Raw genomic sequence first — 24090 nt, forward strand, 5'->3', positions numbered from 1 at the left:
GCCATCTAGTTCTGACCTTTGGAAAAGCGAATCTGCTGCAGCAACGCGTCAAAGGCGCTGCGTTCTTCCTTGTCCATGCGGGCGCCATTCACGCCCACGTCGAATTCCACGTCATCCTCGGACCGGTTCATCACGGCCTGGTTGCGTGCCTGCGCTGCCTGTCCCAGGCGCCAGGTGAGGGCTTCGTCCGCCAGGCTTTCCATGTCTTCCAGAGCCTCGGCGAGTTCGGCCACGAGCCCAGCCTGAGCGGCGATTTTCGCGAACTCCTCGGCCACCGTCAGGCGGGCGAGCTCGCTGTCACCGAAATGTCGCAGGCAGGGTACGACAGCCACATGGCGTGCCCCGAGCAGGGAATCAAGGGCCTCGGGTCCGATTCTCTGCATCGCTTCGTCCTGGAGTGTCTCGGGATCGTCGGTCACCCCCGACAGCAAAAGGCTGCGCAGGGCGGCGTGCGAGGGGTCCTGGCAGGGCAGCGTCTCGAGCGGGCTCTCGAATTCGGCCATCAGCGCGGGGTAGCGCAGCAGCACGGCGAGGATGACATCCTCGCGCAAGCGGGTCTCGGCGGCGTCGCCAGCGGCAACCAGGAGCGAGGCCTTGGCCGAGGCGCTCGGCGCGATGGGCACGGCCTGGCCCCATTTCTGCGTACGCCTGCCGTTGCGGAAAGGGGTGTATTGGCTCGCGCTTCCCGAGAACCCGCCGGACGAGCCGCCGCGCTTGCCGCGGAAGAGCTGCCAACGCAGGTCCTTGATCTCGTCGCCGTAGTGGCGGCGCAGGTCGGGGTGCTGGATCCGCTTGATCGCGGCGCGCAGCGTCGCGTCGAGGGCGGCCTTGCGTTCGGGGCTGTCGAAGACCTTGCCTTCGGTCTCGCGCCGCCAGAGAAGCTGCACCATGGGCAGCGCCTGGTCGAGCACGGCCTTCACCGCCTGCGGACCCTTCGCGCGGAGCAGATCATCGGGGTCCTGCCCCTCGGGCATGAGGGCGAACCGCAGCCCTTTGCCAGGCACCAGCAAGGGCAGGGCCGTGTCGATCACCCGGTAGGCGGCGCGCAGCCCGGCCTTGTCGCCGTCGAGGGCGATCACCGGCTCGTCGGCGATACGCCATAGGAGGGCGAGCTGATGCTCGGTCACCGCCGTGCCGAGCGGCGCGACCGAGGCTTCGAACCCGGCTTCGCTGAGGGCGATCACATCCATGTAGCCCTCGGCAACGATCAGCGGCTGGCCCTTGCCCGCCGCCTCGCGCGCGGGCGCGTGATTGTAGAGGTTCCGGCCCTTGTCGAAGAGATCGGTCTCGGGCGAGTTGAGGTATTTCGCATTGTCGCGCGGATCCATCGCCCGCCCGCCAAAGGCGATCGCGCGGCCGCGACCGTCGCGGATCGGGAACATGATGCGGTTGCGGAAGACGTCATAGGGCGCGCGGCCCTTGTCCGAGGGCTTGGCCAGCCCGGCGCCGAGGATCAGATCCTCGGCCACGCCCTGTCCGCGCAGGTGATCCCAGAGCCCCTGCCAGCCGTTCGGCGCGAAGCCGAGCTCGAACCGGTCCTGCACCTCCTGCTTGAGGCCGCGCCGCTCGAGATAGCCACGCGCCTCGGCGGCGGCGCTGGTGCGCAGCTGCATCCGGTAAAAGCGCAGCGCCTGTTCCATCACCTCGGCGAGCTGGCTGCGGCGGTCGGCCTTCTGCGCGGCCTGCGGATCGCGCGCCGGCATTGGCATCCCGGCCTCGCGGGCGAGGATCTCGACGGCTTCCATGAAGTCGACGTTCTCGCTCTCGCGGATGAAGGAGATGGCGTCGCCCTTCGCGTGGCAGCCGAAACAGTAGTAGAAGCCCTTGCGGTCATCGACGTGGAAGGACGCGGACTTCTCTTGGTGGAACGGGCAGGGCGCCCACATGTCCCCCTTGGCCTGGTTCGATTTCCGGCTGTCCCACATGACCTTGCGGCCCACGACCTGAGACAGGCTCGTGCGCGTGCGCAACTCGTCGAGGAAACCGGGTGGAAGACTCATGGTCGGAGTATCAATGCACAACGGAGCCGAGTCCATGCGACTCGACCGGGGATTTCATCATTCGTTGCGGATAGCCGACTCCGGCGCCGCGCGGAAGCGCGACGTCGGTGCCCGTCAGCTCTGAGGGCTCATTGCGTGAGGCACTGTTGCTCCCACGTCCGACCCACGTCGAGGGTCAGATCCTTCTCCGGCAGCTCGTAGATCCATTGCGCGAGCGAAGCGCCGGTGTCGCGGTCGAGCGCCCGGCGCAGCTCGCGCTCGGTCCGCTTGAGGGAAATTCCGTCCTTACGCGCCTGCACCGCTTCCATGACCATCTTTGCCGAGGTCTCGCAGCGTGCCGCCTTCTCACTTTGCGCGGAGAGGGGCGTGGCAGCGGCAAGCACCAGCCCGAGTACAACAAGGTTCCGCATGGTCTGCATCTCCTTCGTCAGCCATGCTGGGTACCTAAGCGCTCGCGGCGGCGCTGTCATCCGCAGCACTCTGTTCATTCACGAACAGATGAGTAGGCCGAGCGTGTTGATTTCAGGGAAAACCGCGTTGCGGGCCGGTCGCAGGAATGACATCATGACGTCACATACAGGAAAGGTGCGCAGCATGGCGAAGGTCAAACAGCCCAAGGCCAAGGATGCACAGGAAGATGAGAAGAAGAACACCTCCCTTCGGCTCAGCGGCGAGACCCTGAAGGCGCTCAAACTGCGCGCGATCGAGGAAGATACAAGCGTGCAGAAGATCGTCGAGACACTGATCGAAGACTACCTGCGCAAGAGCAGAAAGAAGGTACGATGAGCCCGGAGACCCTTGCACTCTATCTCCTGCCCGAAGCGGCGCTGGAGCGGCTGATGGGCGCGCCCGTCGGCGGCCTTGCCGCGCGGTTGGTCTGGCAGGAGGGCAGCAGCGCCTTCCAGGTCCGAGACAGCTTCGATCAGAGGCTCCGGAACTCCGGCAGGCTGCTGGTCGAGGCGGACGAGCGGTTCGAGCTGCTGCGGCCTGCGGGCGCGCCTCTCGTGCAGCGCGGTGCCGCCGGGGCCCGCTTCGTCAGCGACCTTCCCGAGGGGCCGGTCAAGGGGGCGCTCTCGGACCTCTCTTCGCTGCGCTGCCTGCTCCCAGTGGGCGCGGGCACGCTGCGCCGGGGAACGTTGTCGCTGCTGGATGACGAGGGCAAGACGCAGGCGCGGGCGCAGCTTATCGAGCTGGCGGCGACCGGGGGCGGAACCGTATTGGTGCTGCAGCTGCAGGGGCTGCGCGGCTACGACAAGGCGCTGCAGCGGCTGCGCGCTATGGTCGAGGATGCGGGCGGCACGGCGCTCGGCGAGGCCGGGCTCTATGCAAAGCTCTTTCCGGGTCTGAGCGACTACACCCCCAAGCCGGTCGTTTCACTGGATCGCGAGACCGGGGCCTTCGATGCTGCGAGCGACATCATCGCCGCCTATCTGCATGTGGCGCGGGCCAACGAGGCCGGGGTGATCGCCGATGACGACACCGAGTTCCTGCACGACTACCGCATCGCGCTGCGCAAGGTCCGCTCGGTGCTGAGCCTTTTCAGGGATGTCTACGACGCGGAGCTGACCGCCGAACTGAAGGCGCGCTTTTCCGACCTCATGACGCCCACCGGGCGGCTGCGGGATCTTGATGTCTACCTGCTGGAGCGGGACGGCTTCTACGGCATGGTGCCCGCCAGCCTGCACGGCGGGCTCGACCGGATGTTCGCGCTTTTCGCGCAGGAGCGGACGGGGGAACACCAATCGCTTGCGGCACACCTGCGCAGCACTGCCTACCGCAAGGAGATCAAGGCGCTCATCAAGCTCTTTGACAAGCGCAAGAAGCTGGCAAAGGGGGGCAAGGCTGATCTGTCCGCCTACGACTTCGCCTGCAAGCTGATCTGGAAACGCTACCGAAGGATCTGCGCCATTGCCGAGGGCATCGACGAGGGCACACCCGACCACGAGGTCCACGAGCTGCGCATCCACTGCAAGAAGCTGCGCTACCTCATGGAGTTCTTCGCGCCGCTCTTCCCGGCAAAGCCCTTCAAGCAGATCATCAAGCCGCTCAAGAAACTGCAGGACAACCTCGGCCTCTTCAACGATTACTCGGTGCAGCAGGAGAGCCTGCAGGCCTTTCTCGGGCGTCTCGAGGGGGCGACACCGGGCAACCTGCAGATTGCCCAGAGCGTCGGCGCGCTGGTCCTTGTGCTGCACGACCGCCAGCTGGCCGAGCGCGCACGGGTTGTCGGCAGCTTTGCCGCCTTCAACAGCGCCGAGACCCGCCAGACGTTCCGCGACCTGTTCCACGGGGGAAAACCATGAAGATCATCGCCTGCTATTCCAACAAGGGCGGCGTGGGAAAAACCGCGACCTCCGTCAATCTCGCCTATGCGCTGGCGCAGGGCGGGCGGCGGGTGCTGCTCTGCGATCTCGATCCGCAGGGCGCCTCGGGGTTCTACTTCCGGGTGAAGCCATCGAAGAAGCTGACCGAGACGCGTTTCTTCGACGACGTCGCGCGCTTCACCAAGGCCATCCGCGGCAGCGATTTCGACAATCTCGACATCTTGCCCGCGAATATGACCTTCCGCGACTTCGACGTATTTCTGGCGAGGATGCGCAACTCGCGCTCTCGGCTCAAGAAGGCGCTGAAGGCGGTGAAGGGCGACTATGACGTGATCCTTCTGGATTGCCCGCCGAACATCTCGACCCTGTCGGAGAACGTCTTCCGCGCCTCGGATGCCGTTGTCGTGCCGGTGATCCCGACGACGCTCTCGCAGCGCACCTTCGAGCAGCTCAAGGCGTTCTTCCGCGAGCACGACCTGCCGGTGAAGAAGTTGCACGGCTTCTTTTCCATGGCGCAGGGGGTGAAGTCGTTGCATGGCGAGACCATGGACGAGATGCGCCGGGAGCACGGCAAGCGGCTGCTCGCGGCGTCGATCCCCTTTACCTCGGACGTGGAGCGCATGGGGGTGCATCGCGCGCCGGTCATGGTCTCGGCCCCGTCGAGCGCGGCAAGCGCGGCCTACGCGACGCTGCATGACGAACTTGTTGCCCGGGTGTTCGGCAAATGAGCGGCGGCGTGGAGATCGAGCGCAAGTTCCTCGTCGCCCGCCTGCCGGTGCTCGAGGGGCTGAAATCCAAGCCGGTGCGACAGGGGTATGTCACGCTCGAGGGCGATTCCATCGAGCTGCGCCTGCGCGAGAAGGGCGGCGCCTATTTCCTGACGCTGAAATCCGAGGGCGGGCTGGCGCGGATGGAGCGCGAGATCGAGATCGGGCGCGCCCAGTTCGAGGAACTCTGGCCGACGACCGGCGGGCGCGTGGTCGAGAAGACCCGCTACGTGGGCGCGCTGGCGGATGGCACCGGCTTCGAGCTCGACGTCTTTGCCGGCGCGCTGGCGCCGCTGGTGATGGTCGAGGTGGAATTCGATACGGTGGAGGCCGCACTGGCTTTCACTCCGCCGGACTGGTTCGGCGCGGATGTGACCGAGGATCGCCGCTACCGGAATCGCGCGCTCGCCGACAACGGGGTGCCGGGCCGACCCGGGTGACGTGACGTTCGCCTCCTGCGACTCGTGTGTATCGATTCGCGGGGGGCAGTTTTCGCGGCGGAGAATCGCGGTGCCGTGCGATCTGGGCGCGACTCGTTTCCGCGCCGGAGTCGGGGTGACGCCGGGGTGACGCGCCGGGGTGACGCAAGGACCGCTTCCGGGGGTCGGAAAATGCGCAGGATACGGGGGCTTCGGGATGCCCTTGCGGCAGCTCGGTGCGCGCTGCGCGGTGGCGCGCCAAGAGCCCTGGCGACGTGCTCCGATAAAGCCCTGATCTACCGGACCAAGCGCATGCAGGAGCCAGCGCGGCAGCGCGGAGGCGTCTCGGCAAGGCCCGGAGCGCGAGAGGCCACCCTGGGAGAGGGTCTCGCGAAATCTAGCGATTTCAGGGATTTAAGTGGTGCTGCTGGACAGGATTGAACTGTCGACCTCTCCCTTACCAAGGGAGTGCTCTACCACTGAGCTACAGCAGCGCCGGTTCGCCTTTCGAAGCGTCCGCGCTAGGTTGCGTCGGTGTGCCTCGTGGCGTGGCGCGGTGTCTAAGGGCAAACGCCGGGGGGTGCAAGCGCAATCTGGACGGTTTTTTGCCTCTCAAGTAAAGAAAGTTCATGGAGCCGAAAAACAGCCCCCGAACATCCCCTGCGCAGGAGCGCGAAACCCGTCTAAAAGCCGCGCTGAAGGCGAATCTCGCCCGGCGCAAGGCGCAGGCCAAGGCGCGCAATGCCGCGCCGACAGAAGATAACAAGCCCGAAGACGGGCAGAGCAGTGAAAAGGACAGTTAATGGATTCGATCGTCGTCACGGGCAACGGCCCGCTTTCGGGACAAATTCCGATTGCCGGGGCGAAGAACGCCTGTCTCACGCTGATGCCGGCCACCCTGCTGTCCGATCAGCCGCTCACGCTGACCAATGCGCCGCGGCTGTCGGACATCCGCACCATGACGCTGCTGCTGCAGTCGCTTGGCGCCGAGGTGCAGTCGCTGAATGACGGGCAGGTCCTGGCCATGTCGAGCCACGCGCTGACCTCGACTCGCGCCGATTATGACATCGTGCGCAAGATGCGCGCCTCGATCCTCGTGCTCGGCCCGCTGCTGGCACGCTTTGGCCATGCCGAGGTTTCGCTGCCCGGTGGCTGCGCCATCGGCGCGCGCCCTGTGGACCTGCACCTCAAGGCGCTCGAAGCCATGGGCGCCGAGCTCGACCTGCGCGACGGCTACGTGCATGCCAAGGCCCCCTCGGGCGGTCTCAAGGGTGGCATCGTCGATTTCCCCTTCGCCTCTGTGGGTGCCACTGAGAACGCGCTGATGGCCGCGACGCTGGCCAAGGGCACCACGGTGATCAAGAACGCCGCGCGCGAGCCCGAGATCGTCGACCTGGCGCAGTGCCTGCGCAAGATGGGCGCGCAGATCGAGGGCGAGGGCAGCTCCACCATCGAGATTCAGGGTGTCGAGACGCTGGGCGGTGCGACCCACCGCGTGGTCACCGATCGCATCGAGCTGGGCACCTACATGCTTGCCCCGGCGATCTGCGGCGGCGAGGTGGAGTGCCTTGGCGGCACCATCGCGCTGGTTGAGAGCTTCTGCGAGAAGCTCGACGCGGCGGGCATTTCGGTCGAGGAGACGCCCACGGGTCTCAAGGTGGCGCGCAAGAACGGCCGGGTGAAGGCGGTGGACGTGACCACCGAGCCTTTCCCGGGCTTCCCCACCGACCTGCAGGCACAGATGATGGCGCTGCTCTGCACCGCCGAGGGCGAGAGCGTGCTGGAAGAGAAGATCTTCGAGAACCGCTTCATGCATGCCCCCGAATTGCTGCGCATGGGAGCCAAGATCGACGTGCACGGCGGCACCGCACGGGTCACCGGGGTCGACAAGCTCAAGGGCGCCCCGGTGATGGCCACCGACCTGCGCGCCTCGGTGTCGCTGATCCTCGCGGGTCTCGCCGCGGAAGGCGAAACCGTGGTAAGCCGGGTCTATCATCTGGACCGCGGCTACGAGCACGTGGTCCGCAAGCTGCGCGGCGTGGGCGCCAAAATCGAACGGGTGAAGGGCGAGTGACCGAGGACGCAAGATTCGAAGACGCGGGCAACCAACCGCTCAACCTGGGTGCCATGGATCCGGAGGACCTGCAGGTCCTTTCGGCCCTTGCGCAGGATTCGGTGACGACCGTGGCCGACGTGGCCTGGGAGAAGCGTCACCACCGGCTGGCGCTGCTGATCAACCGGCTGCGCCGTGAGGATGGCGTGCATGTCTCGCCGCCGGAGCGGGTGCGATCGCTTCTGGTGATCGAGAACGTCCTGAAGGTCTCGGCGCAAGGGGTGAACCCGGGCGAGAAGGACACCGTGCTCTCGCTGCTCTCGGTGAAATTCGAGCCGGGCGAGGAGGGAGCAGGATTCGTCGAGCTGACCTTCGCCGGTGACGGCGCGCTGCGTGCCGAGGTCGAGGCGCTGGAGTTGCGTCTCAAGGATGTGACCCGGCCCTACACCGCGGTGTCGGGGCAGGTGCCGGATCACGGGGCCTGAACCGGTGGTCCTGAACCACCGGGCCTGACTCCTTTCCGAACCTACTGCGCCTGGATCGATTCCAGGTGCTGCGCGAGGGCGAGAATCCGTCCTCGCGTCACGATCTCGCTGGCGTAGGGGCCGATGTCTATGGAAAGCGCTTCCTTGAACCGCTGCCCCCAGACCGGCATCGGGTAGCCATGCCCCCGGATGCCGCTGCGCCCGTCGATGATCTGAATGACGTCGAGCATCGGAAACGCGCCGTCGTTCCGCGCCGAGATCTGCGTGAGGTCGGGTAGATCGACGGTCATCAGTTCGGCCAGCGGCCCGTCGCCGGTGCCTTTCTCGCCATGGCAAGCGGCGCAGGCGTTCATGTATTCCGTTTCTCCGGCGCTCTGCGCCACGGCCGATCCGCCAGCGCAGAAGGCACTCGCCGCAACCACCAGCCCCATGGCTGCAAATGTCTTCTGAAACATCTTTGCTCCTCCGAAATGCATCGGCTCTCCCATGCCGATTTCGACATATTAGGCGAGTCGCATGTTTTTCGGGCTGATCCATGTCAAGGGATGCGGGCGAATCCCCCGGCGCGCCACTTGAGCCGGGCGGCGCTTCTCTCTAAGCAGTCTCGCGACAAGGAGACCGCCCATGCCCGTCTTTCTCGACACGACCGACCCGGATTTCGAGCTGGAGTTCGCCCAGCTGCTCAGCGCCAAGCGCGAGGACAGCCCCGACGTGGATGACATCGTCGCGGGCATCATCGCCGACGTGCGCGCCCGCGGCGACGCCGCCGTGCTGGAGATGACCGCCAAGTTCGACCGGCTCGAGCTGGAGGCGGCCGGGTTGCGGTTCACTCCCGAGGAGATCGACGCCTATTGCGCGCAGGTCCCCGCAGCCGAGCGTGCCGCGCTGGAGATCGCCGCCGAGCGCATCCGCGCCTACCACGTGCGGCAGATGCCCGAGGATGCGCAGTGGACAGACCCCGACGGCGCGACCCTCGGCTGGCGCTGGACGCCGGTCTCAGCGGCCGGTCTCTATGTGCCGGGCGGACTTGCCAGCTATCCGTCCTCGGTGCTGATGAACGCCATTCCCGCCAAGGTGGCGGGTGTCGAGCGGCTCTGCATCGCCGTGCCGACGCCTGATGGCGTGGCCAACCCGCTGGTGTTGCTGGCGGCGCGCATCGCCGGGGTCGACGAGATTTACCGGATCGGCGGGGCGCAGGCGATCGCCGCGCTCGCCTATGGCACCGAAAGCATCGCGCCCGTGGACAAGATCACCGGCCCGGGCAATGCCTTCGTCGCTGCCGCCAAGCGCCGGGTCTTCGGCAAGGTCGGCATCGACATGATCGCCGGCCCCTCCGAGATCCTCGTCATCGCCGACGAAGGCAATGATCCCGAGTTCATCGCCCTCGACCTGCTCAGCCAGGCCGAGCACGACGAGAGCGCCCAGTCGATCCTGATCACCCCCGACGCGGGCCTTGCTCAAAAGGTGGCCGACGAGGTCGCCCGGCAGCTCGAGGTGCTCGAGCGCCGCGGCATCGCCGGCGCCAGTTGGCGCGACTTCGGCGCAGTCATCATCTGCCGCGATCTCGACGAGGCGGCGGCCCTGTCGAACCGGGTGGCGCCCGAGCACCTCGAGCTCTGCGTTGCCGAGCCCGAAGCGCTGTCCGAGAAAATCCGTCACGCCGGGGCGATCTTCCTCGGCCAATGGACCCCGGAAGCGATCGGCGATTACGTCGGCGGGCCGAACCACGTGCTGCCCACCGCGCGCTCGGCGCGCTTCTCTTCGGGGCTGTCGGTGCTCGATTTCGTCAAGCGCACCACGCTGGCGAAGATGTCGCCCGATGCGCTGCGCGCCATCGGCCCCGCCGCCGAGGTGCTGGCGACCTCGGAAAGCCTGCAGGCGCACGGCATGTCGGTCACCGCGCGGCTGCGCAAGCTCAACGGCTGATCGTCCGGGGCGGGGGCGTCGCCGCTTCTGCCCCATGAGTCGCAAGTCGCATTGCCCCATCCCCGCGCATTGGCTACAGATTCCGGAGCCGCAGCCGAGGACGCGCCCATGAGCACCATCGCCCGTATCGAGCTTGACGACGCCAACCTGCCGCCTCCGACCCCGGAGATCGAGCAGGAGCGGCGCGTGGCCATGTTCGATCTCATGGAGGACAACAGCTTCTGCCTGCCGGCGCGCAACGGCCGCGACGTGCCCGACGGTCCCTATGCGCTCGGCCTGTCGATCCGCGACAAGCGGCTGGTTTTCGACATCACCACCGACGCTGGAGATCCGGCAGCCGAGTTCCACCTGTCGCTCGCGCCCTTTCGGCAGGTGGTGAAGGACTACTTCCAGATCTGCAAAAGCTACTTCGATGCGGTGAAGACGGCGGCACCGAGCCAGATCGAGACCATAGACATGGCCCGCCGCGGCATCCACAACGAGGGCGCGCGCATCCTGCAGGAGCGGCTCGAGGGCAAGGCCGAGGTCGACATAGACACCGCGCGGCGCCTTTTCACACTCATCTGCGTGCTGCATTTCGGGGGCTGATCGCGTGCCGAAGCTGCCGCAATCGGTGCTCTTCTGCTGCGACCACAACGCGGTGCGCTCGCCCATGGCCGAGGGCATCATGAAAAAGCTCCACGGTCAGGGCACCTATGTGCAGTCCGTCGGCGTGGTGAACGATCTCGAGATCGACGGCTTCGCGATCTCGGTCTGCCAGGAGATCGGCGTCGAGCTGTCGCGCCACCGCTCGCGCAGCTTCGAGGAGCTCGAGGAGATGGGCGAGACGCTTTCCGGATTCGACCTGATCGTGGCCATGTCGCCCGCCTCGCAGCGCGCCGCGCTGGATCTGACCCGCTTCTTCCATCTGACGGTGGAATACTGGCCGATCATGGATCCGACGGGGCTCGGCGAGACCCGAGAGACCAAGCTCAACGCCTACCGCCAGACCCGCGACCAGATTTACCAAAAGCTCAAGACCCGGTGGGGAGACACATGACGGCCACCGAAACGATCCAAGCCTATTTTGCCGCCTTCAACGCCAAGAACACCGATGCCATGCTCGAGCTGCTCTCGCCCGACATCGCGCATCACGTGAACGAGGGGCAGATCCGCTCGGGCAAGACGAAGTTCGCCGAGTTCTGCGCCCACATGTCCCACTGCTACGACGAGCACCTGACCGATATGGTGGTCTTCGAAGCAGAGGGCGGCACCCGCGCCGCCGCCGAATTCACGGTGAACGGCACCTATCTCAGCACCGACGCGGGCCTGCCCGAGGCGCGGGGCCAGACATACCGCCTGCCGGCTGGGTCCTTCTTCTCGCTCGAGGACGGCAAGATCACCCGGGTCGTCACCTACTACAATCTCGCCGACTGGATCCGGCAGGTCTCGTGACCGCGGTGACCGAGGTTCGTGTCCTGACCGGCGCGGCGCTCGATTCGGCGCTCGACGACGTGGCGCGGCTGCGCATCGCGGTGTTTCGCGACTGGCCCTATCTCTACGACGGCGATCTGGATTACGAGCGGCGCTACCTGGAAAGCTACCGCACCAGCGCCGGGGCCGTGCTGGTCGGCGCCTTTGCGGGCCCGCGCCTCGTCGGCGCCGCCACCGGCACCCCGATGGAGGATCACGCCGAGGATTTCGCCGCGCCCTTCGCCGCCACCGGACTCGCGCTGGCCGACATCTTCTACTGCGCCGAGTCGGTGCTGCTGCCCGAGGCGCGCGGGCAGGGCATCGGTCACCGCTTCTTCGAGGCGCGCGAGGCACACGCCCGCGCGCTCGGCCGCCGCTACAGCGCCTTCTGCGCCGTGCAGCGCCCCGCGGATCACCCGCTGCGCCCCGCCGCCTACACCCCGCTCGACACGTTCTGGCGCAAGCGCGGCTACGCGCCGCTCCAGGGCGTCGTCGCCCGCTTCCGCTGGCGCGACGTCGACCAGCCCGAGCAGACCGACCACACCCTGCAGTTCTGGCTTCGTGACCTCGACGACGACATCGCCTGACCTTTCCTTCTCTCTTCACATACGCCTCGGGAGTCCGCGCAGCGGACGGGGGCAGAGACCCTTCGACCCCGCCAGCCAAGGACACCATGCATGAAGATCGCCACTGCTGCTTACCCGATGGACTTCCTCGAGGACTGGGACGCCTATGCCGCAAAGACCGAGACCTGGGTCTCCGAGGCCGCGGGGCAGGGCGCAGAGCTCCTGGTCTTCCCCGAATATGGCGCGATGGAGATCGCGACGCTGGCCGGGCGCGCCGCGGCAGGTGATCTCGAGGCCTCGCTGCACGCGGTCTCCGAGCGCATGCCGCAGGTGGATGCGCTGCACTCGGAACTCGCTGGCAAGTACAAGGCCCACATCCTCGCCGCCTCCGCCCCGGTCTTCGATGCCGCCCTCGGTCCGCGCCCGGTCAATCGCGCGCGCTTCTTCGCGCCCGGCGGCGGCATGGGGTTTCAGGACAAGCAGATCATGACCCGTTTCGAGCGGGAGGACTGGCACGTTGTTGGCGGCGCGCCGCTGCAGCTCTTCGACACCGCGCTCGGCAAGATCGGCATCCTCATCTGCTACGACAGCGAGTACCCGCTGCTCGGCCGGGCGCTGCGCGACGCCGATCTGCTGCTGGTGCCCTCCTGCACCGAGGCGCTGGCGGGCTACAGCCGGGTGCGCATCGGCGCCATGGCCCGCGCGCTCGAGCAGCAGTGCATCGCGGTCATGGCCTCGACGGTCGGAAGCTGCGACTGGTCCGAGGCGGTGGATACCAACATGGGCATGGGCGGGGTCTTCTGTCCGCCCGACACCGGCTTTCCCGCCACCGGGGTGATCGCCGAGGGCCGACTCGGACAACCCGGCTGGACCTATGCCGAGGTTGACCTTGACGCCGTCGCGCGGGTCCGTAACGATGGCGTCGTGCTGAACCGAAGCCACTGGGACGATCAGTCCGGCCGCGACGGCCCCGTGACCCAGCGGGCGCTGCGCTAGAGCCTATTCCCGACAATCTGCAATTGTGGGCTTGAAAATTGCCCCGTTTGGGCGCATATGCATCCGCGTTCCGCGAAAGTCAGCGGGACTGCATTTTCAGGAGAAAGCATGGCCAAGGAAGATACGCTCGAATTTCCCGGTGTCGTGAAGGAACTCCTGCCCAACGCGACGTTTCGGGTCGAGCTAGAGAACGGCCATGAGATCATCGCGCATACGGCAGGTAAGATGCGGAAAAACCGCATCCGGGTTCTTGCCGGCGACAAGGTTCAGGTGGAAATGACGCCCTATGATCTGACCAAGGGCCGGATCAACTACCGCTTCAAGTAACTCCGCATGACCCGGAATCTCATGGCGGATCCCGCGTTCCCTGACACGGACACGGGAGGTCCGCGCATGAAACTCGTCCTCGGTTCCGGCTCGCCCCGGCGGCGCGATCTGCTCGCGCAGCTTGGCGTCACCGCCGACGACATCCGCCCGCCCGACATCGACGAAGACCCGATGCCGGGCGAGCTGCCCCGCCCTTACTGCGTGCGGCTCGCGCGCGAGAAGGCGCAGGCGATTCCCTCTGCAGACGACGAGATCGTGCTCTCGGCCGACACCACCGTCGCGCTCGGGCGCCGCATCCTCGGCAAGCCCCGCGACGCGGGCGAGGCCGCGGAGTTTCTCACCAAGCTCTCTGGCCGCCGTCACCGGGTGATCACCGCCGTCGCGGTGCGCCGCGGGAGCCGCATCTGGGAACGCGACGTTGTAACCCAGGTGCAAATGAAGAACCTCTCCAACGAGGAACTGAACGCCTACCTCGCTTCGGGCGACTGGCAGGGCAAGGCCGGGGGCTACGGCATCCAGGGTCTCGCCGGGGCGTTCATCCCGTGGATCAACGGCAGCTTCACCTCGGTTGTCGGCCTGCCGATGGCCGAGACCGCGAACCTGCTGCTCGCGGCGGGCTACCCGCTCTATAAACCTGCAGACTGACCAAAGGGGCCTCGCATGAAGGGACGCACCATCGCGCTCGACCAGCTCGGCGAGGCGGAAGCCGCCGCGCTGATCGTCGACGGCAAGCTCGAGGACCTGCTGATCGACAGCGATCACGCGCGCCCGGGCACCATCTACCGAGGCATCGCGCAGCGCCCGATGAAGGGGCAGGGCGGCATGTTCCTCGACACGCCCGAGGGCTCGGCCTTCCTGCGGCAGGTCAAGGGGCTGGCACCCGGCCAGCCACTGATCGTGCAGGTCACCGGCTTTGCCGAGCCGGGCAAGGCGATCCCGGTCACCACCCGCATCCTCTTCAAGTCGCGCTACGCCATCGTCACGCCCGGCGCGCCGGGGCTGAACATCTCGCGCCGCATCAAGGACGAGGACATCCGCGAGAGCCTGCTCGAGATTGCCCATGAGGTCATGCCCGGCGCCAACGAGGCCGAGAACGGCCTGATCCTGCGCTCTTCCTGCGCCGAGGGCAATGCGGACGAGATCGCTGAGGACATCGCCGCCATGGCGCAGCTTTGCGCGCAGGTGATGGCGGATGTCTCGGGCAAGGCCGAACTGCTGGTCGAGGGCGACGGGCCGCATTCCATGGCCTGGCGCGAGTGGGACGAGGGCGACGTGGACGCAGAGCCCGGCGCCTTCGAGCGCCATGACGTGCACGAGATGATCGCCGCCTTGCAGCGCCCGCTGGTGCCGCTGCCCGGGGGCGGCTCGATGAGCATCGAGCCCACCCGCGCGCTGGTCGCGGTGGACGTGAATACCGGCGGCGATACCTCTCCGGCGGCGGGGCTCAAGGCCAATATCGCCGCCCTGCGCGAGCTGCCCCGGCAGCTGCGCCTGCGCGGGCTTGGCGGGCAGATCATCGTCGATCCCGCGCCGATCCCGAAAAAAGAGCGCCGCCAGCTCGAGACCGTGCTGCGCGCGGCGCTGAAGACCGACGCCACCGAAACCATCCTCGCCGGCTGGACCCAGCTGGGGCTCATGGAGCTGCAGCGCAAGCGCGAGCGCGTGCCGCTGAGCGAGGTGCTGAAACCGGGGATGCTGCCATGAGCTGTCCGATCTGCGCCAAGCCGACCGACGAGAAATACCGCCCCTTCTGCTCGAAACGCTGCGCCGATGTCGATCTGGCGAAGTGGATGTCGGGCAGCTACGCCGTGCCCTCGGACGATCCGCAGGACGTGGAAGAGGCGATCGAGCTTGCCGAGCGCGAACAGGCCAAGCAGACGCGGCACTGACAGGGCGGGCAAGGGCCTTCGCTGCCACCGCGCTGCGCGCGTCCTCCCGAAGGAACGTCTGTCTGGAAGAAACGCAGGGCCGGTCCCGGGGCCGGCGACGGTCATTGCCTGTTGCAGCCGCGCGGGACATCGCTAACGTCCCGCGCATGACCCATACGTCTTCCTATCCCCTGCTGCGCACCGCTGGCATCGACGGCATGCTGGTGAGCTTCGGCGACCGGCTGAGCGAGCCTGCCAACCGCGCCGCGCTGGCCTTCCGTGCCGCGCTGGAGCGCGAAAGCTGGGAGGGGGTGGAGGAGATATCCTCGTCGCTGGTCTCGGCCTATCTGCGCTTCGATCCGCTGGCGCTCAAGCATGCCACGCTCGAGGCGCGGCTGCGCGCGCTGATAAGCTCGCGCGACTGGCTGCAGGCCGAGTTGCCGCACGGCCGCCGCCTGCACCGCATTCCTACCGCTTATGGCGGCACCCTCGCGCCGCAGCTGGCGGAGGCGGCACAGGTGGCGGGGATGACCGAGGCCGAGGCGGTGGCCTCGCTGTCCTCGGCGCGGGTGCGGGTGACGGCGCTTGGCTTCGCGCCGGGCCAGCCCTATCTGGGTGAGTTGCCGGAGGTGTGGAACATCCCGCGCCAGCAGGCGCTGACGCCGCGCGTGCCGCAGGGGGCGTTGGTGCTGGCGATCCGGCAATTCGTCATCTTCTCGGTCACCGCGCCGACCGGCTGGCGCCACGTCGGCCAGACCGCCGCGCCGCTGTTCCGGCTCGGGGCCGAGCGGCCTTTCCTGCTGGCGCCGGGCGACGAGGTGGAATTCCCGCAGGTTTCGGAGGAGGTCTTTAACCGGATGCAGGACGATCCCGACGGCGGGGCGAGCTGGGAGGCGCTGTCATGAGCAAGGCCATGACCGGAACCACGCGCCGCGAGCTGATCGTCCATCGCGCCGGGCCGGCGGTCACCGTGCAGGATGGCGGGCGTCCGGGCTGGATCGCCTATGGCTTGTCACGGGGCGGCGCCATGGACCGCATGGCGCTGGCCGAGGCTGCGGCGCTGCTCGGGCAGGGCGAGAGCGCGGCGCTGGAGATGGGCGGCATGGGCGGGCGCTTCGAGGCGGGCTGCGATCTGCGCATCGCGCTGACCGGCGCGCCGATGCGCGCCAGCATCGACGGCGCGCCGGTTGTCTGGCACGCCTGCCACGCGCTGCCCAAGGCCGCGGTTCTGGAGATCGGCCCGCTGCAGGCCGGGGCCTATGGCTACCTGTCGGTGGGCGGGGGGCTTGCGCCTGACGAGATCCTCGGCGCGGTCTCGGCGCATCTGACGGCCGGGCTCGGCCGGGCGATCGAGGCAGGCGACCGCATTCGCGTGGGTGCCGACCGCGGCAGCGCCGTGGCACGCAAGCTGGCTGTCGAGGACCGTTTTTCGGGCGGCGCATTGCGCGTGGTCGAGAGCCTGCAGACCCGGCTCTTCCCCGAGGAGCAGCGCGCCCGGCTCGAGACCACCCGCTTCACCCGCGACGCCCGCGCCAACCGGATGGGCGCCAAGGTCGTGGCCGAGGGCGAGCCCTTCGGCGTCGAGGGGGGGCTGTCGGTGGTCTCCGAGATCATCACCCCCGGCGACATCCAGGTGACCGGAGACGGCGCCCCCTTCGTGCTGCTGGCCGAGTGCCAGACGACAGGCGGCTATCCGCGCCTGGCCACGGTCATTCCCGCCGATCTGCCGAGCATCGCGCAGGCGCCCGCCGGGGCCGAGCTGCGCTTCCGCTTCGTATCGATGGACGAGGCACTGGCGGCCGAGGCGGCCCATCGCGCCGCGCTCAAGGAGATGCCGCGCCGGGTCGAGCCGCTGGTACGGCACCCCGGCGATGTTCCGGACCTTCTGGGCTACAAGCTGGTCAGCGGGTTTTCCAACGGCGAGCATCACGACCACTAGACACGACAGAAAAAAGGGGAGCGCAGGATGACCAGCGTCGATCTCAACGCGGATATGGGTGAAAGCTTCGGGCCCTGGGTCATGGGGCAGGACGCGGCGCTCTTGGAGGTGATCACCTCGGCCAATATCGCCTGCGGGTTTCACGCCAGCGATCCCGACGTCATGGCGGCGACGATGAAACGCGCCGTCGACCATGGCACCGGCATCGGCGCGCACCCGGGTTTTCCGGACCTGCAGGGGTTCGGGCGGCGGCGGATGCAGCTGTCGTCGGCCAGCCTGCGCAACCTGACCGCCTACCAGCTCGGCGCGGCGCAGGCGATGGCGGGCATGGCGGGCGGCAAGGTGCGGCACCTCAAGCTGCACGGCGCGCTGGCCAACATGTGCGCCGAGGACAAGGCCATGGCGCTGGCCGCCTACGAGGGGGCGCTCGCGGTCGATCCCGAGATCATCGTCATGGTGCTGGCGGCGACGCAGCAGCAGGCGGCGGTCGAGGAGTTGGGCTGCCGCTGGGCCGGCGAGATCTTTGCCGACCGCGCCTATAACGACGATGCGACGCTGGTCGACCGGGCGCTGCCGGGCGCGGTGATCCACGATGCCGAACTGGCTGCCGCGCGCATGGTCAAGATGGTCGAGGCCGGGGCAATCATCACCGAGAGCGGCAAGCACATCCCGGCGGCGGTGGACACGATCTGCCTGCATGGCGACGGCAAGACGGCGCTGCAGATCGCCCGGGCCGTGCGCGCGGCGCTCGAGGGGGCGGGCGTGACGCTGCAGGTCTTCCCCGGGCGCACCGGCGGGGTCTGAGCACCGGGGTCTGATGCCGGGGTCTGAGCGGCGGGGCCGCCCGGTCTCAGCCCTTGGTCCAATAGGCCGAGAAATACCCGCGCTCGCGCGGCAGGCCAAGCTCCTTGAAGTGGGCCTTGGCCGAGCGGACAATGGATTTCTCGGCGGCAACCCAGACGCATTGGCCGTCCTCAAGCCCCGTGACCGCTTTCAGTGCAGCCCCCAGGCCGCCGCCGTGGCCGCGGGTGATCCAGCGCAGCGCCATGCCCGCTGGCAGGATCAGCGCGGGACGGTGCTGCTCCGAGGCGGTCTCCAGGATCACCGTGCCGCGCCGGTCCGCGGGCGACTGCTCGAGGATGCGGCGGATGGTGGGCAGGGCGGTCTCATCCCCGGCAAGCAGGATATGGTCGGCCTCGGGGAACTCGCCGCCGCCCGGTCCCATCACGCCCACCGTCTCGCCCGGCCTCGCGCGACGCGCCCAGTCGGTGGTCTGCCCGCCCTCATGCTCGAAGATGTCGAAGGCAAACCGCCCCGCCTTGGCATCGAGCCAGACGAAGGTATAGGCCGCCCTGTGCAGCGCGCAGGCGCCATCCGGCCAGATGGTGCGGCCCTGCTCGGTCAACTCGGGCCAGCGCGGCGTGGTCCCCTCGGGCGGCAGCAGCAGCGAGAAATGCATGCCGCCCTCCTGCAGCGTCGCGATGCCGTCGCAGGCCATCTCGACGCGCAGGAAGCCCGGGCTGATCCGCCGCGTGCCGACCACGGCGGCGAGGTGGAAGTTGGGCGGTGTGCGGCGGGCATTGACGCCGCTCCAGGTCATGCGCGCGCTCGCCTCGGGCAGCGCCGCGTCGAGGAAGTAGATCACGCTTTCACGGCATTGGTGCAGGGGCACTTCGCCCTCGGCGGCGATCTGCACGGCAAAGCCGGCGTGGTCGAGCCGCAGGGTGATATCGGCCTGGGTGTAGCGGGCGGTCAGCTGGTGCCCGCGTTGCTGCAGCGGGATGTCGTAGTCTTCGAGCTGTGCGCGCAGGCGGCTGAGGAAGCCCTCGGGCAGCGGGCCGTCGTATCGGCTGGCAGAGATGGATCGGTCGGGCAGAACCATGGTGCGCCTTTCGCTCAGAGCGGGATGACCATCGGCGTGCCGGTCACCGGGTCGGGATCGACGCGGGCGGCAAGTCCGAAGGCGGTCTGAAGCTGTGCGGGCGTCAGCACCTCCCAAGGGCTGCCGGTGGCGACGAGCCCGTCGCGGCCCAGCAGCACCAGCCGGTCGGAGAAACGCGCCGCGAGGTTCAGGTCGTGCAGCACCGAGACCACCGTCAGCCCGGCTTCGCGGTTGCGGCGGCGCAGCAGTGCCAGCACCTCGATCTGATGCACGAGGTCGAGGTAGGTGGTCGGCTCGTCGAGCAGCAGGAGCGGCGCGGATTGCGCCATCACCAGCGCGATCCAGGCCCGCTGCCGCTGCCCGCCAGAGAGCTCGCCAATGGGACGGTCGGCGAATGCGCTCATCTGCACGGCGGCCAGCGCGTCGGCGCAGGCAGAGGCATCCTCGTCGCGCCAAGGGGTGAAGGGGCCGCGCCACGGCGTGCGGCCGCGCTTGACGAGATCGGCGACGGTGATGCCCTCGGGGGCGATGGGGCTCTGCGGCAGGATCGCCAACTCGCGGGCCAGCGCGCGGGTGTCGCGGCGGTGGATGTCCTCGCTGTCGAGCAGCACGCGCCCGGCAGAGGGGGCGAGCAGCCGGGCCATGGCGCGCAGCAGGGTGGACTTGCCGCAGCCGTTCGGGCCAAGGATGGCGGTCATTTCGCCGCGCGGCAGCGCGAGCGACAGCTCCGCGATCACCGGGCGCTCGGCGTACCCCAGCGAGAGGCGCTCGGCGGCGAGGCCGGCGGGGGGCAGATCAAGGGTCATAGCTCGCCTTTCTCCATTTCGCGCGACAGGCGCCAGAGCAGGTAGGGGGCACCGAGAAGCCCGGTCATCACCCCGGCGGGCAGCTGGATGCCGGGCAGCGCCGCGCGGGCGGCAAGGTCGGCGACCACCAGCACCAGCGCACCGGTGCCCGCGGCCGAGAGCATCTGTCCGCGCAGCCGCCGCGCGCCGGTGATCCGCGCGCCAAGCGGGCCGGACATCAGCGCGATGAAGGGCACCGGGCCCGCCACCGCCACGCCCGCCGCCGCCAGCAGCACGGCGGTTCCGGCCAGCGCTAGGCGCGCCCGACCGACGCGCAGGCCGAGCCCGGCGGCGAGGTCCTCTCCCAGCTCCAGCGCGGCGAGGCGGCGCATCTGCGCCAGGGCCAGCGCCGCCAGCAGCGCGCCAATCAGCCACACCTGCGCCACATGGGTCCAGTCGCGCGCTGCCAGCGAGCCCGTCAGCCATCGCTGGGCTTCGGCGGCCTGCGGATGCGGGAGCAGGGTCAGCAGGAAGCTCGACAGCGCCGAGGCGATGAAGCCGATGCCGAGCCCGACCAGGATCATCGTCAGCGGCGGCGTCGCATGGCCCCTGCGCTGCGAGAGCAGCGCGACCAGCAGCGCCGCCGCCAGACCGCCGCCCGCCGCCAACAGCGGCGGCGGCAGGGTGAGGCCGAGCGCGATGGCGGCGATGATGGTCAGCCCCGCGCCCGCGGTGAACCCCATGATGTCCGGCGCCGCGAGCGGGTTGCGGAAGAGCGCTTGGAAAAGCGCGCCCGAGAGGCCCAGAACCGCCCCGGCACCCAGCGCCGTGACGACCCGAGGGCCGCGGATCGTGCCCAGCACCAGCGCGCCGGGGCCCTCGCCGGTGCTCAGCCCCTGCCAGAGCAGGGCGGGGCTCAGCTGCACCGGCCCCAGCGCCAGCGCCGCCAGCGTCGCGCAGAGCAGCAGCAGACAGAGCGTCAGAGCCCCCTTCATGCGGTGGCCCCGGGGCGCAGGCGCCGTGCCACCCAGAGGAAGATCGGCCCGCCGATCAGTGCCGTCATGACGCCCGCCCGGACCTCGGCGGGCGGCATCACCACCCGGCCCAGCGTGTCGGCAAAGAGCAGCAGTGCCGCGCCCAGCAGGGCGGAGGCGAGAAGTTCGCGGCGCAGCGCATGGCCCGCGACGCGCCGGGCGAGCGGCGGCACCATGAGGCCCAGGAAGGCGATCGGCCCGGCGACCGCCACGGCCGCCCCGGTGCAAAGCGTCACCACCGCCAGCGCCGCCGCCTGCACCCGGCGGGGCTTCGTGCCAAGACCGCGCGACAGCGCCGAGCCGAGCGAGAGCGCCTCGATCTGCGGGGCGACGGCCAGCGCCAGGATCCCCCCGGCTGCGGCGATGAGAGCCATTTCCATGAGCGGGCGGCTGGCGGCCTGGGTCAGCGATCCGGCGACCCAGAAGCGGAACATGTCGAGCGTGTCCTGCCGGATGAGCACGATGGCGGTAACCAGCGACAGCAGCAGCGCGTTCAGCGCCGCGCCCGCCAAGGTCAGCCGCACCGGTCCCACGTCGCCGCGCAGCCCGCCTCCCAGGGTGAACACCAGCGCCGAGGCGAGCGCCGCCCCGGGGAAAGTCAGCAGCGCCACCGAGGTGGCGTCCGAGGTGCCCAGGGCCGTCGCCCCGATGAGCAGCGCGAAGGCGGCCCCGGCGTTCACCCCGAGCAGTCCGGGGTCGGCCAACGGGTTGCGGGTCATCACCTGCATGACGGTGCCGGCGATGCCGAGTGCGCCGCCCGCGATCAGCCCTGCCGCAAGGCGGGGCAGGCGGATCGCCATGAGGGTCACATGTTCGGGGTTGGTCGGATCGTAGGCCCGCAGGGCCTCCAGCGCCACGGCGGGCGTCACCGGCCGGGCGCCCACCGAAAGGGCGAGCGCGAGCGCCAGTGCCAGCAGCGTGAAAAGACCGAGCAGGCGGAGCATCAGAGCAGGCCGGCCTCGGAGGCGCTCGGCACCACGGTTGTCGGATCGCCGTCGAGGGCGGCACTGATCTCGGGCTCGAGCCGCTTCAGCGCATAGGGCACCGACAGCACGCTGCCGAAGGAGAGCGCGCCCGAGAGCAGCGCGTCGCAGAAGGCCTCGCGCCCCTCGGCGTTGGCGCGCAGGGTGCGGCGCATAGCGAGCGCGGCGAGATCGTCGGCCTGTCCACCGTCCGAGATCCACAGCAGCAGGTCGGCGTCGATGGGCGAGAGGTCCTCGGGCGAGAGCGCGGTGTAGAAGTCGTCGGTCCCCTGCATCTGCGCCAGCGCCTCGGGCAGGCGGAAGCCCATCTCGCGCAGCACCTGCGCGCGGCTGTCGCCGCCGAGGAAGGCGCTGGTCTGCCCGCCCTCGTGCCAGGCGCAGACGGCGCTTTGGCCCTGCCAGTCGGGGTGCCGGGCACGCAGAGCCTCGAAGCGGCCGTGCAGGTCGGCGACCAGCGCCTCGGCGCGCTCCGAGGTGCCGGTGGCGCGGGCGAGCATGCGCAGCTCGGCGTCCCAGGGCATGCCGTAGGTGGTGAATTCGGGCGCCTGCATCAACACCGGGGCGATCTGCGACAAGAGCGCGTATTCGGCCTCGGAGATGCCCGAGCCGATGGCGACGATGAGAGCGGGGGCGAAGCTGGCGACGGTCTCGATCGACACCTCGCCGGTCATCAGCATCGGCTGCCCGTCGCCGAGCAGCGGCTGCGCCCAGGGCCAGACACCATAGGGGTGATCGCCGTACCAGTAGCGGATCGCCTGCGGCACGATGCCGAGCGCCAAGAGACTGTCCTGCGTGGTGTAGCCCAGAGAGACGACGCGTCTCGCCGGCGCCGCGAGGACCGTCTCGCCATAGGCATGCGCAAAGCGCAGCTCCTCGGCGGCATGCAGTTTCGGGGCTGCGAGCAGGCTGGCGGCCCCGGCAAGGAAGCCGCGGCGGCTGAGAGAGGCGAGGGGCGTGGTCATCCGGTTTCCTTGCGCGGCTGTGGCGCCGTGAGTTCCGCAAGGTCTGAGAGTGGCAAACCCCGGCGACGCGGCGCCCGCGTCCTTTATCCAAGCTAATTAGTCGGGAAATGCGGCAAGGAAAAGCCCCTTTGCCATCAAGGCAAAGAGGCGTCGCGCAGCGGGATGTCGGGGTAGAGCTTATTGAGCGGCGCAATCCGCGATGCGCTGCGCCATGTCCTCGATCAGCGCCGGGTAGAAGCCGGGGCCGGGCTCGAGCGTGGCGCCGAGCGGGTCAATCTCGGCCACCGGGGTGCCCGCGCCTTCGGTCACCGCCGCGATGAGGCGCGGGTCGAATTGCGGCTCGGCAAAGACGCAGGCCGCTGCGGCGCCGCTCAGCGCATCGCGCAGCGCGTCGAGGCGGGCCGGGCTGGGGGTGGTGGCATCCGAGAGCGAGATCGCACCCAGCACGGTCAGCCCGAAGCTGTCCTCGTAGTACTGGAAGGCGTCGTGGAAGACGACGAAATGGTTGTCCTTCACCGGCGCGAGCGTGGCTTCGGCGGCGGCGCGGGCCTCGGCGATGCGGGCCTGCGCGGCCTCGGCGTTGGCGGCATAGGTCTGGGCGTTCTCGGGATCCTGCGCCGCAAGGCTCTCGGCAATCGCGGTCAGCCAAGTCGCGGCATTGTCGACCGAGAGCCAGGCGTGGGGGTCGTCGCCCTCGTGGTGGTGTCCGCCCGCCTCGTGACCATGGTCGTGATGGTCCTCGTGCGCATGGTCGTCATGACCGTGATCGTCATGCGCGTCGTGATCGTGCGCCTCCTCGTCGTGCCCGCCGTGGTCATGATCCCCCTGCGCACCGGGCTCGGCGAAAAGCACGTCGTCGCGCGCCGCGAGATGCCGGGTGCCGGTCAGGTCGAAGAGCGAGACTGCGCTGCCCGCCTGTGCGATCGAGTCGATCTTGCGGGCGAGGTCCGGGCTCAGCTCCTCGCCGATCCAGAAGACCAGGTCGGCCTGCTGCAGCGCGCGCGCCTCGGAAGGTTTCAGCGCGTGGCTGTGCGGAGAGGCGCTGGCGGGGATCAGCAGGTCCGGTGTGCCGAGGTCGCCCATCACGCTGGCCACCAGCCCCTGCACGGGGGCGATGTCGGTGACCACCTTAGGCACCTCGGCGAAAGCGGGGCTGGCGAGCAGAAGGGCGGGGAGGAGGGAGCGGTACATCGGGGCCTCTTGCGTGACGGTCGGGAATCAAGGTGTGTTATAAAGTAACAACAGGTGGGGTTGATATCGGCAACACTATAACATATCAACCCCCATCCACCGCGGTCCCGCTCCGGGGGCGAGATGTCAGG

29 protein-coding genes and 1 tRNA gene are annotated in these 24090 nt (G+C 68.7%); 20 read left to right on the forward strand and 10 right to left on the reverse strand.

Going from position 1 to position 24090, the window contains the following annotated elements:
- Positions 1 to 5: 5 nt before the first annotated feature.
- Positions 6 to 2000 carry a DNA primase gene (gene dnaG / locus G0D83_RS01855; RefSeq protein WP_164188992.1) on the reverse strand — a complete coding sequence of 665 codons (1995 nt, stop codon included), beginning with the start codon at positions 1998 to 2000 and terminating at the stop codon, positions 6 to 8.
- 128 nt (positions 2001 to 2128) lie between these two features.
- Positions 2129 to 2410, reverse strand: a complete 282-nt coding sequence (locus tag G0D83_RS01860) for a hypothetical protein (protein WP_164188994.1) — start codon at positions 2408 to 2410, stop codon at positions 2129 to 2131.
- On the opposite strand from G0D83_RS01860, the gene G0D83_RS32020 reads away from it, so the two are divergent.
- From G0D83_RS32020 to G0D83_RS01880, 4 genes are read left to right on the forward strand one after another with little or no spacing between them, the layout of a single operon-like run.
- Positions 2409 to 2786 (forward strand): hypothetical protein, encoded by a 378-nt coding sequence (locus G0D83_RS32020; protein ID WP_235940397.1) that lies wholly within the window; start codon positions 2409 to 2411, stop codon positions 2784 to 2786. The two genes, G0D83_RS01860 and G0D83_RS32020, sit on opposite strands and share 2 nt — an antisense overlap.
- Positions 2783 to 4303: a CHAD domain-containing protein gene (locus G0D83_RS01870; RefSeq protein WP_164188996.1), complete on the forward strand. Its 1521-nt coding sequence runs from the start codon at positions 2783 to 2785 to the stop codon at positions 4301 to 4303. The genes G0D83_RS32020 and G0D83_RS01870 overlap by 4 nt, the downstream gene beginning before the upstream one ends.
- Positions 4300 to 5052, forward strand: a complete 753-nt coding sequence (locus G0D83_RS01875) for a ParA family protein (RefSeq protein ID WP_108966508.1) — start codon at positions 4300 to 4302, stop codon at positions 5050 to 5052. Before G0D83_RS01870 ends, G0D83_RS01875 begins: the two co-directional genes overlap by 4 nt.
- A complete protein-coding gene (locus G0D83_RS01880; protein ID WP_164188998.1) occupies positions 5049 to 5531 on the forward strand; it encodes a CYTH domain-containing protein in 483 nt (160 codons plus the stop codon). Before G0D83_RS01875 ends, G0D83_RS01880 begins: the two co-directional genes overlap by 4 nt.
- 398 nt (positions 5532 to 5929) lie before the next feature.
- On the opposite strand, the gene G0D83_RS01885 is transcribed toward G0D83_RS01880, so the two are convergent.
- Positions 5930 to 6004 (reverse strand) — tRNA-Thr (locus tag G0D83_RS01885).
- 135 nt (positions 6005 to 6139) lie between these two features.
- On the opposite strand from G0D83_RS01885, the gene G0D83_RS31810 reads away from it, so the two are divergent.
- The 3 genes from G0D83_RS31810 to G0D83_RS01895 are packed head-to-tail and all read left to right on the forward strand — an operon-like array spanning position 6140 to position 8048.
- Positions 6140 to 6313 carry a hypothetical protein gene (locus tag G0D83_RS31810; protein WP_203595176.1) on the forward strand — a complete coding sequence of 58 codons (174 nt, stop codon included), beginning with the start codon at positions 6140 to 6142 and terminating at the stop codon, positions 6311 to 6313.
- Positions 6313 to 7584 carry a UDP-N-acetylglucosamine 1-carboxyvinyltransferase gene (gene murA, locus G0D83_RS01890; RefSeq protein WP_108966504.1) on the forward strand — a complete coding sequence of 424 codons (1272 nt, stop codon included), beginning with the start codon at positions 6313 to 6315 and terminating at the stop codon, positions 7582 to 7584. The genes G0D83_RS31810 and murA overlap by 1 nt, the downstream gene beginning before the upstream one ends.
- Positions 7581 to 8048, forward strand: a complete 468-nt coding sequence (locus G0D83_RS01895; protein WP_193989030.1) for a DUF2948 family protein — start codon at positions 7581 to 7583, stop codon at positions 8046 to 8048. The genes murA and G0D83_RS01895 overlap by 4 nt, the downstream gene beginning before the upstream one ends.
- A 41-nt stretch (positions 8049 to 8089) precedes the next feature.
- On the opposite strand, the gene G0D83_RS01900 is transcribed toward G0D83_RS01895, so the two are convergent.
- On the reverse strand, positions 8090 to 8503 hold the full coding sequence (locus tag G0D83_RS01900; RefSeq protein WP_235940398.1) for a c-type cytochrome: 414 nt from the start codon (positions 8501 to 8503) through the stop codon (positions 8090 to 8092).
- Between the two features lie 169 nt (positions 8504 to 8672).
- Here G0D83_RS01900 and hisD point away from each other — a divergent pair, with 169 nt between their 5' ends.
- The 13 genes from hisD (at position 8673) to G0D83_RS01965 (ending at position 17926) form a co-directional block, all read left to right on the forward strand.
- Positions 8673 to 9974, forward strand: a complete 1302-nt coding sequence (gene hisD / locus G0D83_RS01905; protein WP_164189000.1) for a histidinol dehydrogenase — start codon at positions 8673 to 8675, stop codon at positions 9972 to 9974.
- A gap of 108 nt (positions 9975 to 10082) precedes the next feature.
- Positions 10083 to 10562 carry a UPF0262 family protein gene (locus G0D83_RS01910; RefSeq protein ID WP_108966500.1) on the forward strand — a complete coding sequence of 160 codons (480 nt, stop codon included), beginning with the start codon at positions 10083 to 10085 and terminating at the stop codon, positions 10560 to 10562.
- Positions 10563 to 10566: 4 nt separating this feature from the next.
- The gene (locus tag G0D83_RS01915) at positions 10567 to 11013 is read left to right on the forward strand and encodes a low molecular weight phosphatase family protein (protein WP_108966498.1); all 447 of its coding nucleotides are present in this window, start codon (positions 10567 to 10569) and stop codon (positions 11011 to 11013) included.
- On the forward strand, positions 11010 to 11408 hold the full coding sequence (locus tag G0D83_RS01920) for a ketosteroid isomerase-related protein (RefSeq protein WP_164189002.1): 399 nt from the start codon (positions 11010 to 11012) through the stop codon (positions 11406 to 11408). The genes G0D83_RS01915 and G0D83_RS01920 overlap by 4 nt, the downstream gene beginning before the upstream one ends.
- On the forward strand, positions 11405 to 12013 hold the full coding sequence (locus tag G0D83_RS01925; RefSeq protein WP_370457131.1) for a GNAT family N-acetyltransferase: 609 nt from the start codon (positions 11405 to 11407) through the stop codon (positions 12011 to 12013). Before G0D83_RS01920 ends, G0D83_RS01925 begins: the two co-directional genes overlap by 4 nt.
- 90 nt (positions 12014 to 12103) lie before the next feature.
- Positions 12104 to 12988, forward strand: coding sequence for a carbon-nitrogen hydrolase family protein (locus G0D83_RS01930; protein ID WP_164189004.1), 885 nt, complete (start codon positions 12104 to 12106; stop codon positions 12986 to 12988).
- A gap of 108 nt (positions 12989 to 13096) precedes the next feature.
- Positions 13097 to 13315 (forward strand): translation initiation factor IF-1, encoded by a 219-nt coding sequence (gene infA, locus G0D83_RS01935; RefSeq protein ID WP_005978431.1) that lies wholly within the window; start codon positions 13097 to 13099, stop codon positions 13313 to 13315.
- Between the two features lie 66 nt (positions 13316 to 13381).
- Positions 13382 to 13960: a nucleoside triphosphate pyrophosphatase gene (locus tag G0D83_RS01940; RefSeq protein WP_108966490.1), complete on the forward strand. Its 579-nt coding sequence runs from the start codon at positions 13382 to 13384 to the stop codon at positions 13958 to 13960.
- A 15-nt stretch (positions 13961 to 13975) separates the two neighbouring features.
- The gene (locus tag G0D83_RS01945; protein ID WP_164189006.1) at positions 13976 to 15019 is read left to right on the forward strand and encodes a ribonuclease E/G; all 1044 of its coding nucleotides are present in this window, start codon (positions 13976 to 13978) and stop codon (positions 15017 to 15019) included.
- Positions 15016 to 15204 carry a DNA gyrase inhibitor YacG gene (locus G0D83_RS01950; RefSeq protein ID WP_164189008.1) on the forward strand — a complete coding sequence of 63 codons (189 nt, stop codon included), beginning with the start codon at positions 15016 to 15018 and terminating at the stop codon, positions 15202 to 15204. The genes G0D83_RS01945 and G0D83_RS01950 overlap by 4 nt, the downstream gene beginning before the upstream one ends.
- A 146-nt stretch (positions 15205 to 15350) precedes the next feature.
- Positions 15351 to 16088 carry an allophanate hydrolase subunit 1 gene (locus G0D83_RS01955; protein ID WP_164189010.1) on the forward strand — a complete coding sequence of 246 codons (738 nt, stop codon included), beginning with the start codon at positions 15351 to 15353 and terminating at the stop codon, positions 16086 to 16088.
- A complete protein-coding gene (locus tag G0D83_RS01960; RefSeq protein WP_235957996.1) occupies positions 16085 to 17122 on the forward strand; it encodes a biotin-dependent carboxyltransferase family protein in 1038 nt (345 codons plus the stop codon). The genes G0D83_RS01955 and G0D83_RS01960 overlap by 4 nt, the downstream gene beginning before the upstream one ends.
- A gap of 27 nt (positions 17123 to 17149) precedes the next feature.
- The gene (locus tag G0D83_RS01965) at positions 17150 to 17926 is read left to right on the forward strand and encodes a LamB/YcsF family protein (RefSeq protein WP_164189012.1); all 777 of its coding nucleotides are present in this window, start codon (positions 17150 to 17152) and stop codon (positions 17924 to 17926) included.
- Positions 17927 to 17972: 46 nt separating this feature from the next.
- Here G0D83_RS01965 and G0D83_RS01970 read toward each other — a convergent pair whose 3' ends face one another.
- The 6 genes from G0D83_RS01970 to G0D83_RS01995 form a co-directional block, all read right to left on the reverse strand.
- On the reverse strand, positions 17973 to 19004 hold the full coding sequence (locus G0D83_RS01970; protein WP_164189014.1) for a siderophore-interacting protein: 1032 nt from the start codon (positions 19002 to 19004) through the stop codon (positions 17973 to 17975).
- 14 nt (positions 19005 to 19018) lie between these two features.
- Entirely contained in the window at positions 19019 to 19810 is a 792-nt protein-coding gene (locus tag G0D83_RS01975; RefSeq protein ID WP_164189016.1) for an ABC transporter ATP-binding protein, read from the reverse strand.
- Complete coding sequence (locus tag G0D83_RS01980; protein WP_164189018.1) at positions 19807 to 20784, reverse strand: iron chelate uptake ABC transporter family permease subunit; 978 nt, start codon at positions 20782 to 20784, stop codon at positions 19807 to 19809. Before G0D83_RS01980 ends, G0D83_RS01975 begins: the two co-directional genes overlap by 4 nt.
- Positions 20781 to 21767 (reverse strand): iron ABC transporter permease, encoded by a 987-nt coding sequence (locus G0D83_RS01985; protein ID WP_164189020.1) that lies wholly within the window; start codon positions 21765 to 21767, stop codon positions 20781 to 20783. Before G0D83_RS01985 ends, G0D83_RS01980 begins: the two co-directional genes overlap by 4 nt.
- The gene (locus G0D83_RS01990) at positions 21767 to 22768 is read right to left on the reverse strand and encodes an ABC transporter substrate-binding protein (RefSeq protein ID WP_164189022.1); all 1002 of its coding nucleotides are present in this window, start codon (positions 22766 to 22768) and stop codon (positions 21767 to 21769) included. The genes G0D83_RS01985 and G0D83_RS01990 overlap by 1 nt, the downstream gene beginning before the upstream one ends.
- Positions 22769 to 22945: 177 nt before the next feature.
- Positions 22946 to 23959, reverse strand: a complete 1014-nt coding sequence (locus G0D83_RS01995) for a zinc ABC transporter substrate-binding protein (protein WP_164189024.1) — start codon at positions 23957 to 23959, stop codon at positions 22946 to 22948.
- Between the last annotated feature and the right edge of the window lie 131 nt (positions 23960 to 24090).

The sequence above is a fragment of the Salipiger sp. PrR003 genome, from assembly GCF_010500785.1.
Lineage (GTDB): Bacteria > Pseudomonadota > Alphaproteobacteria > Rhodobacterales > Rhodobacteraceae > Salipiger > Salipiger pacificus_A.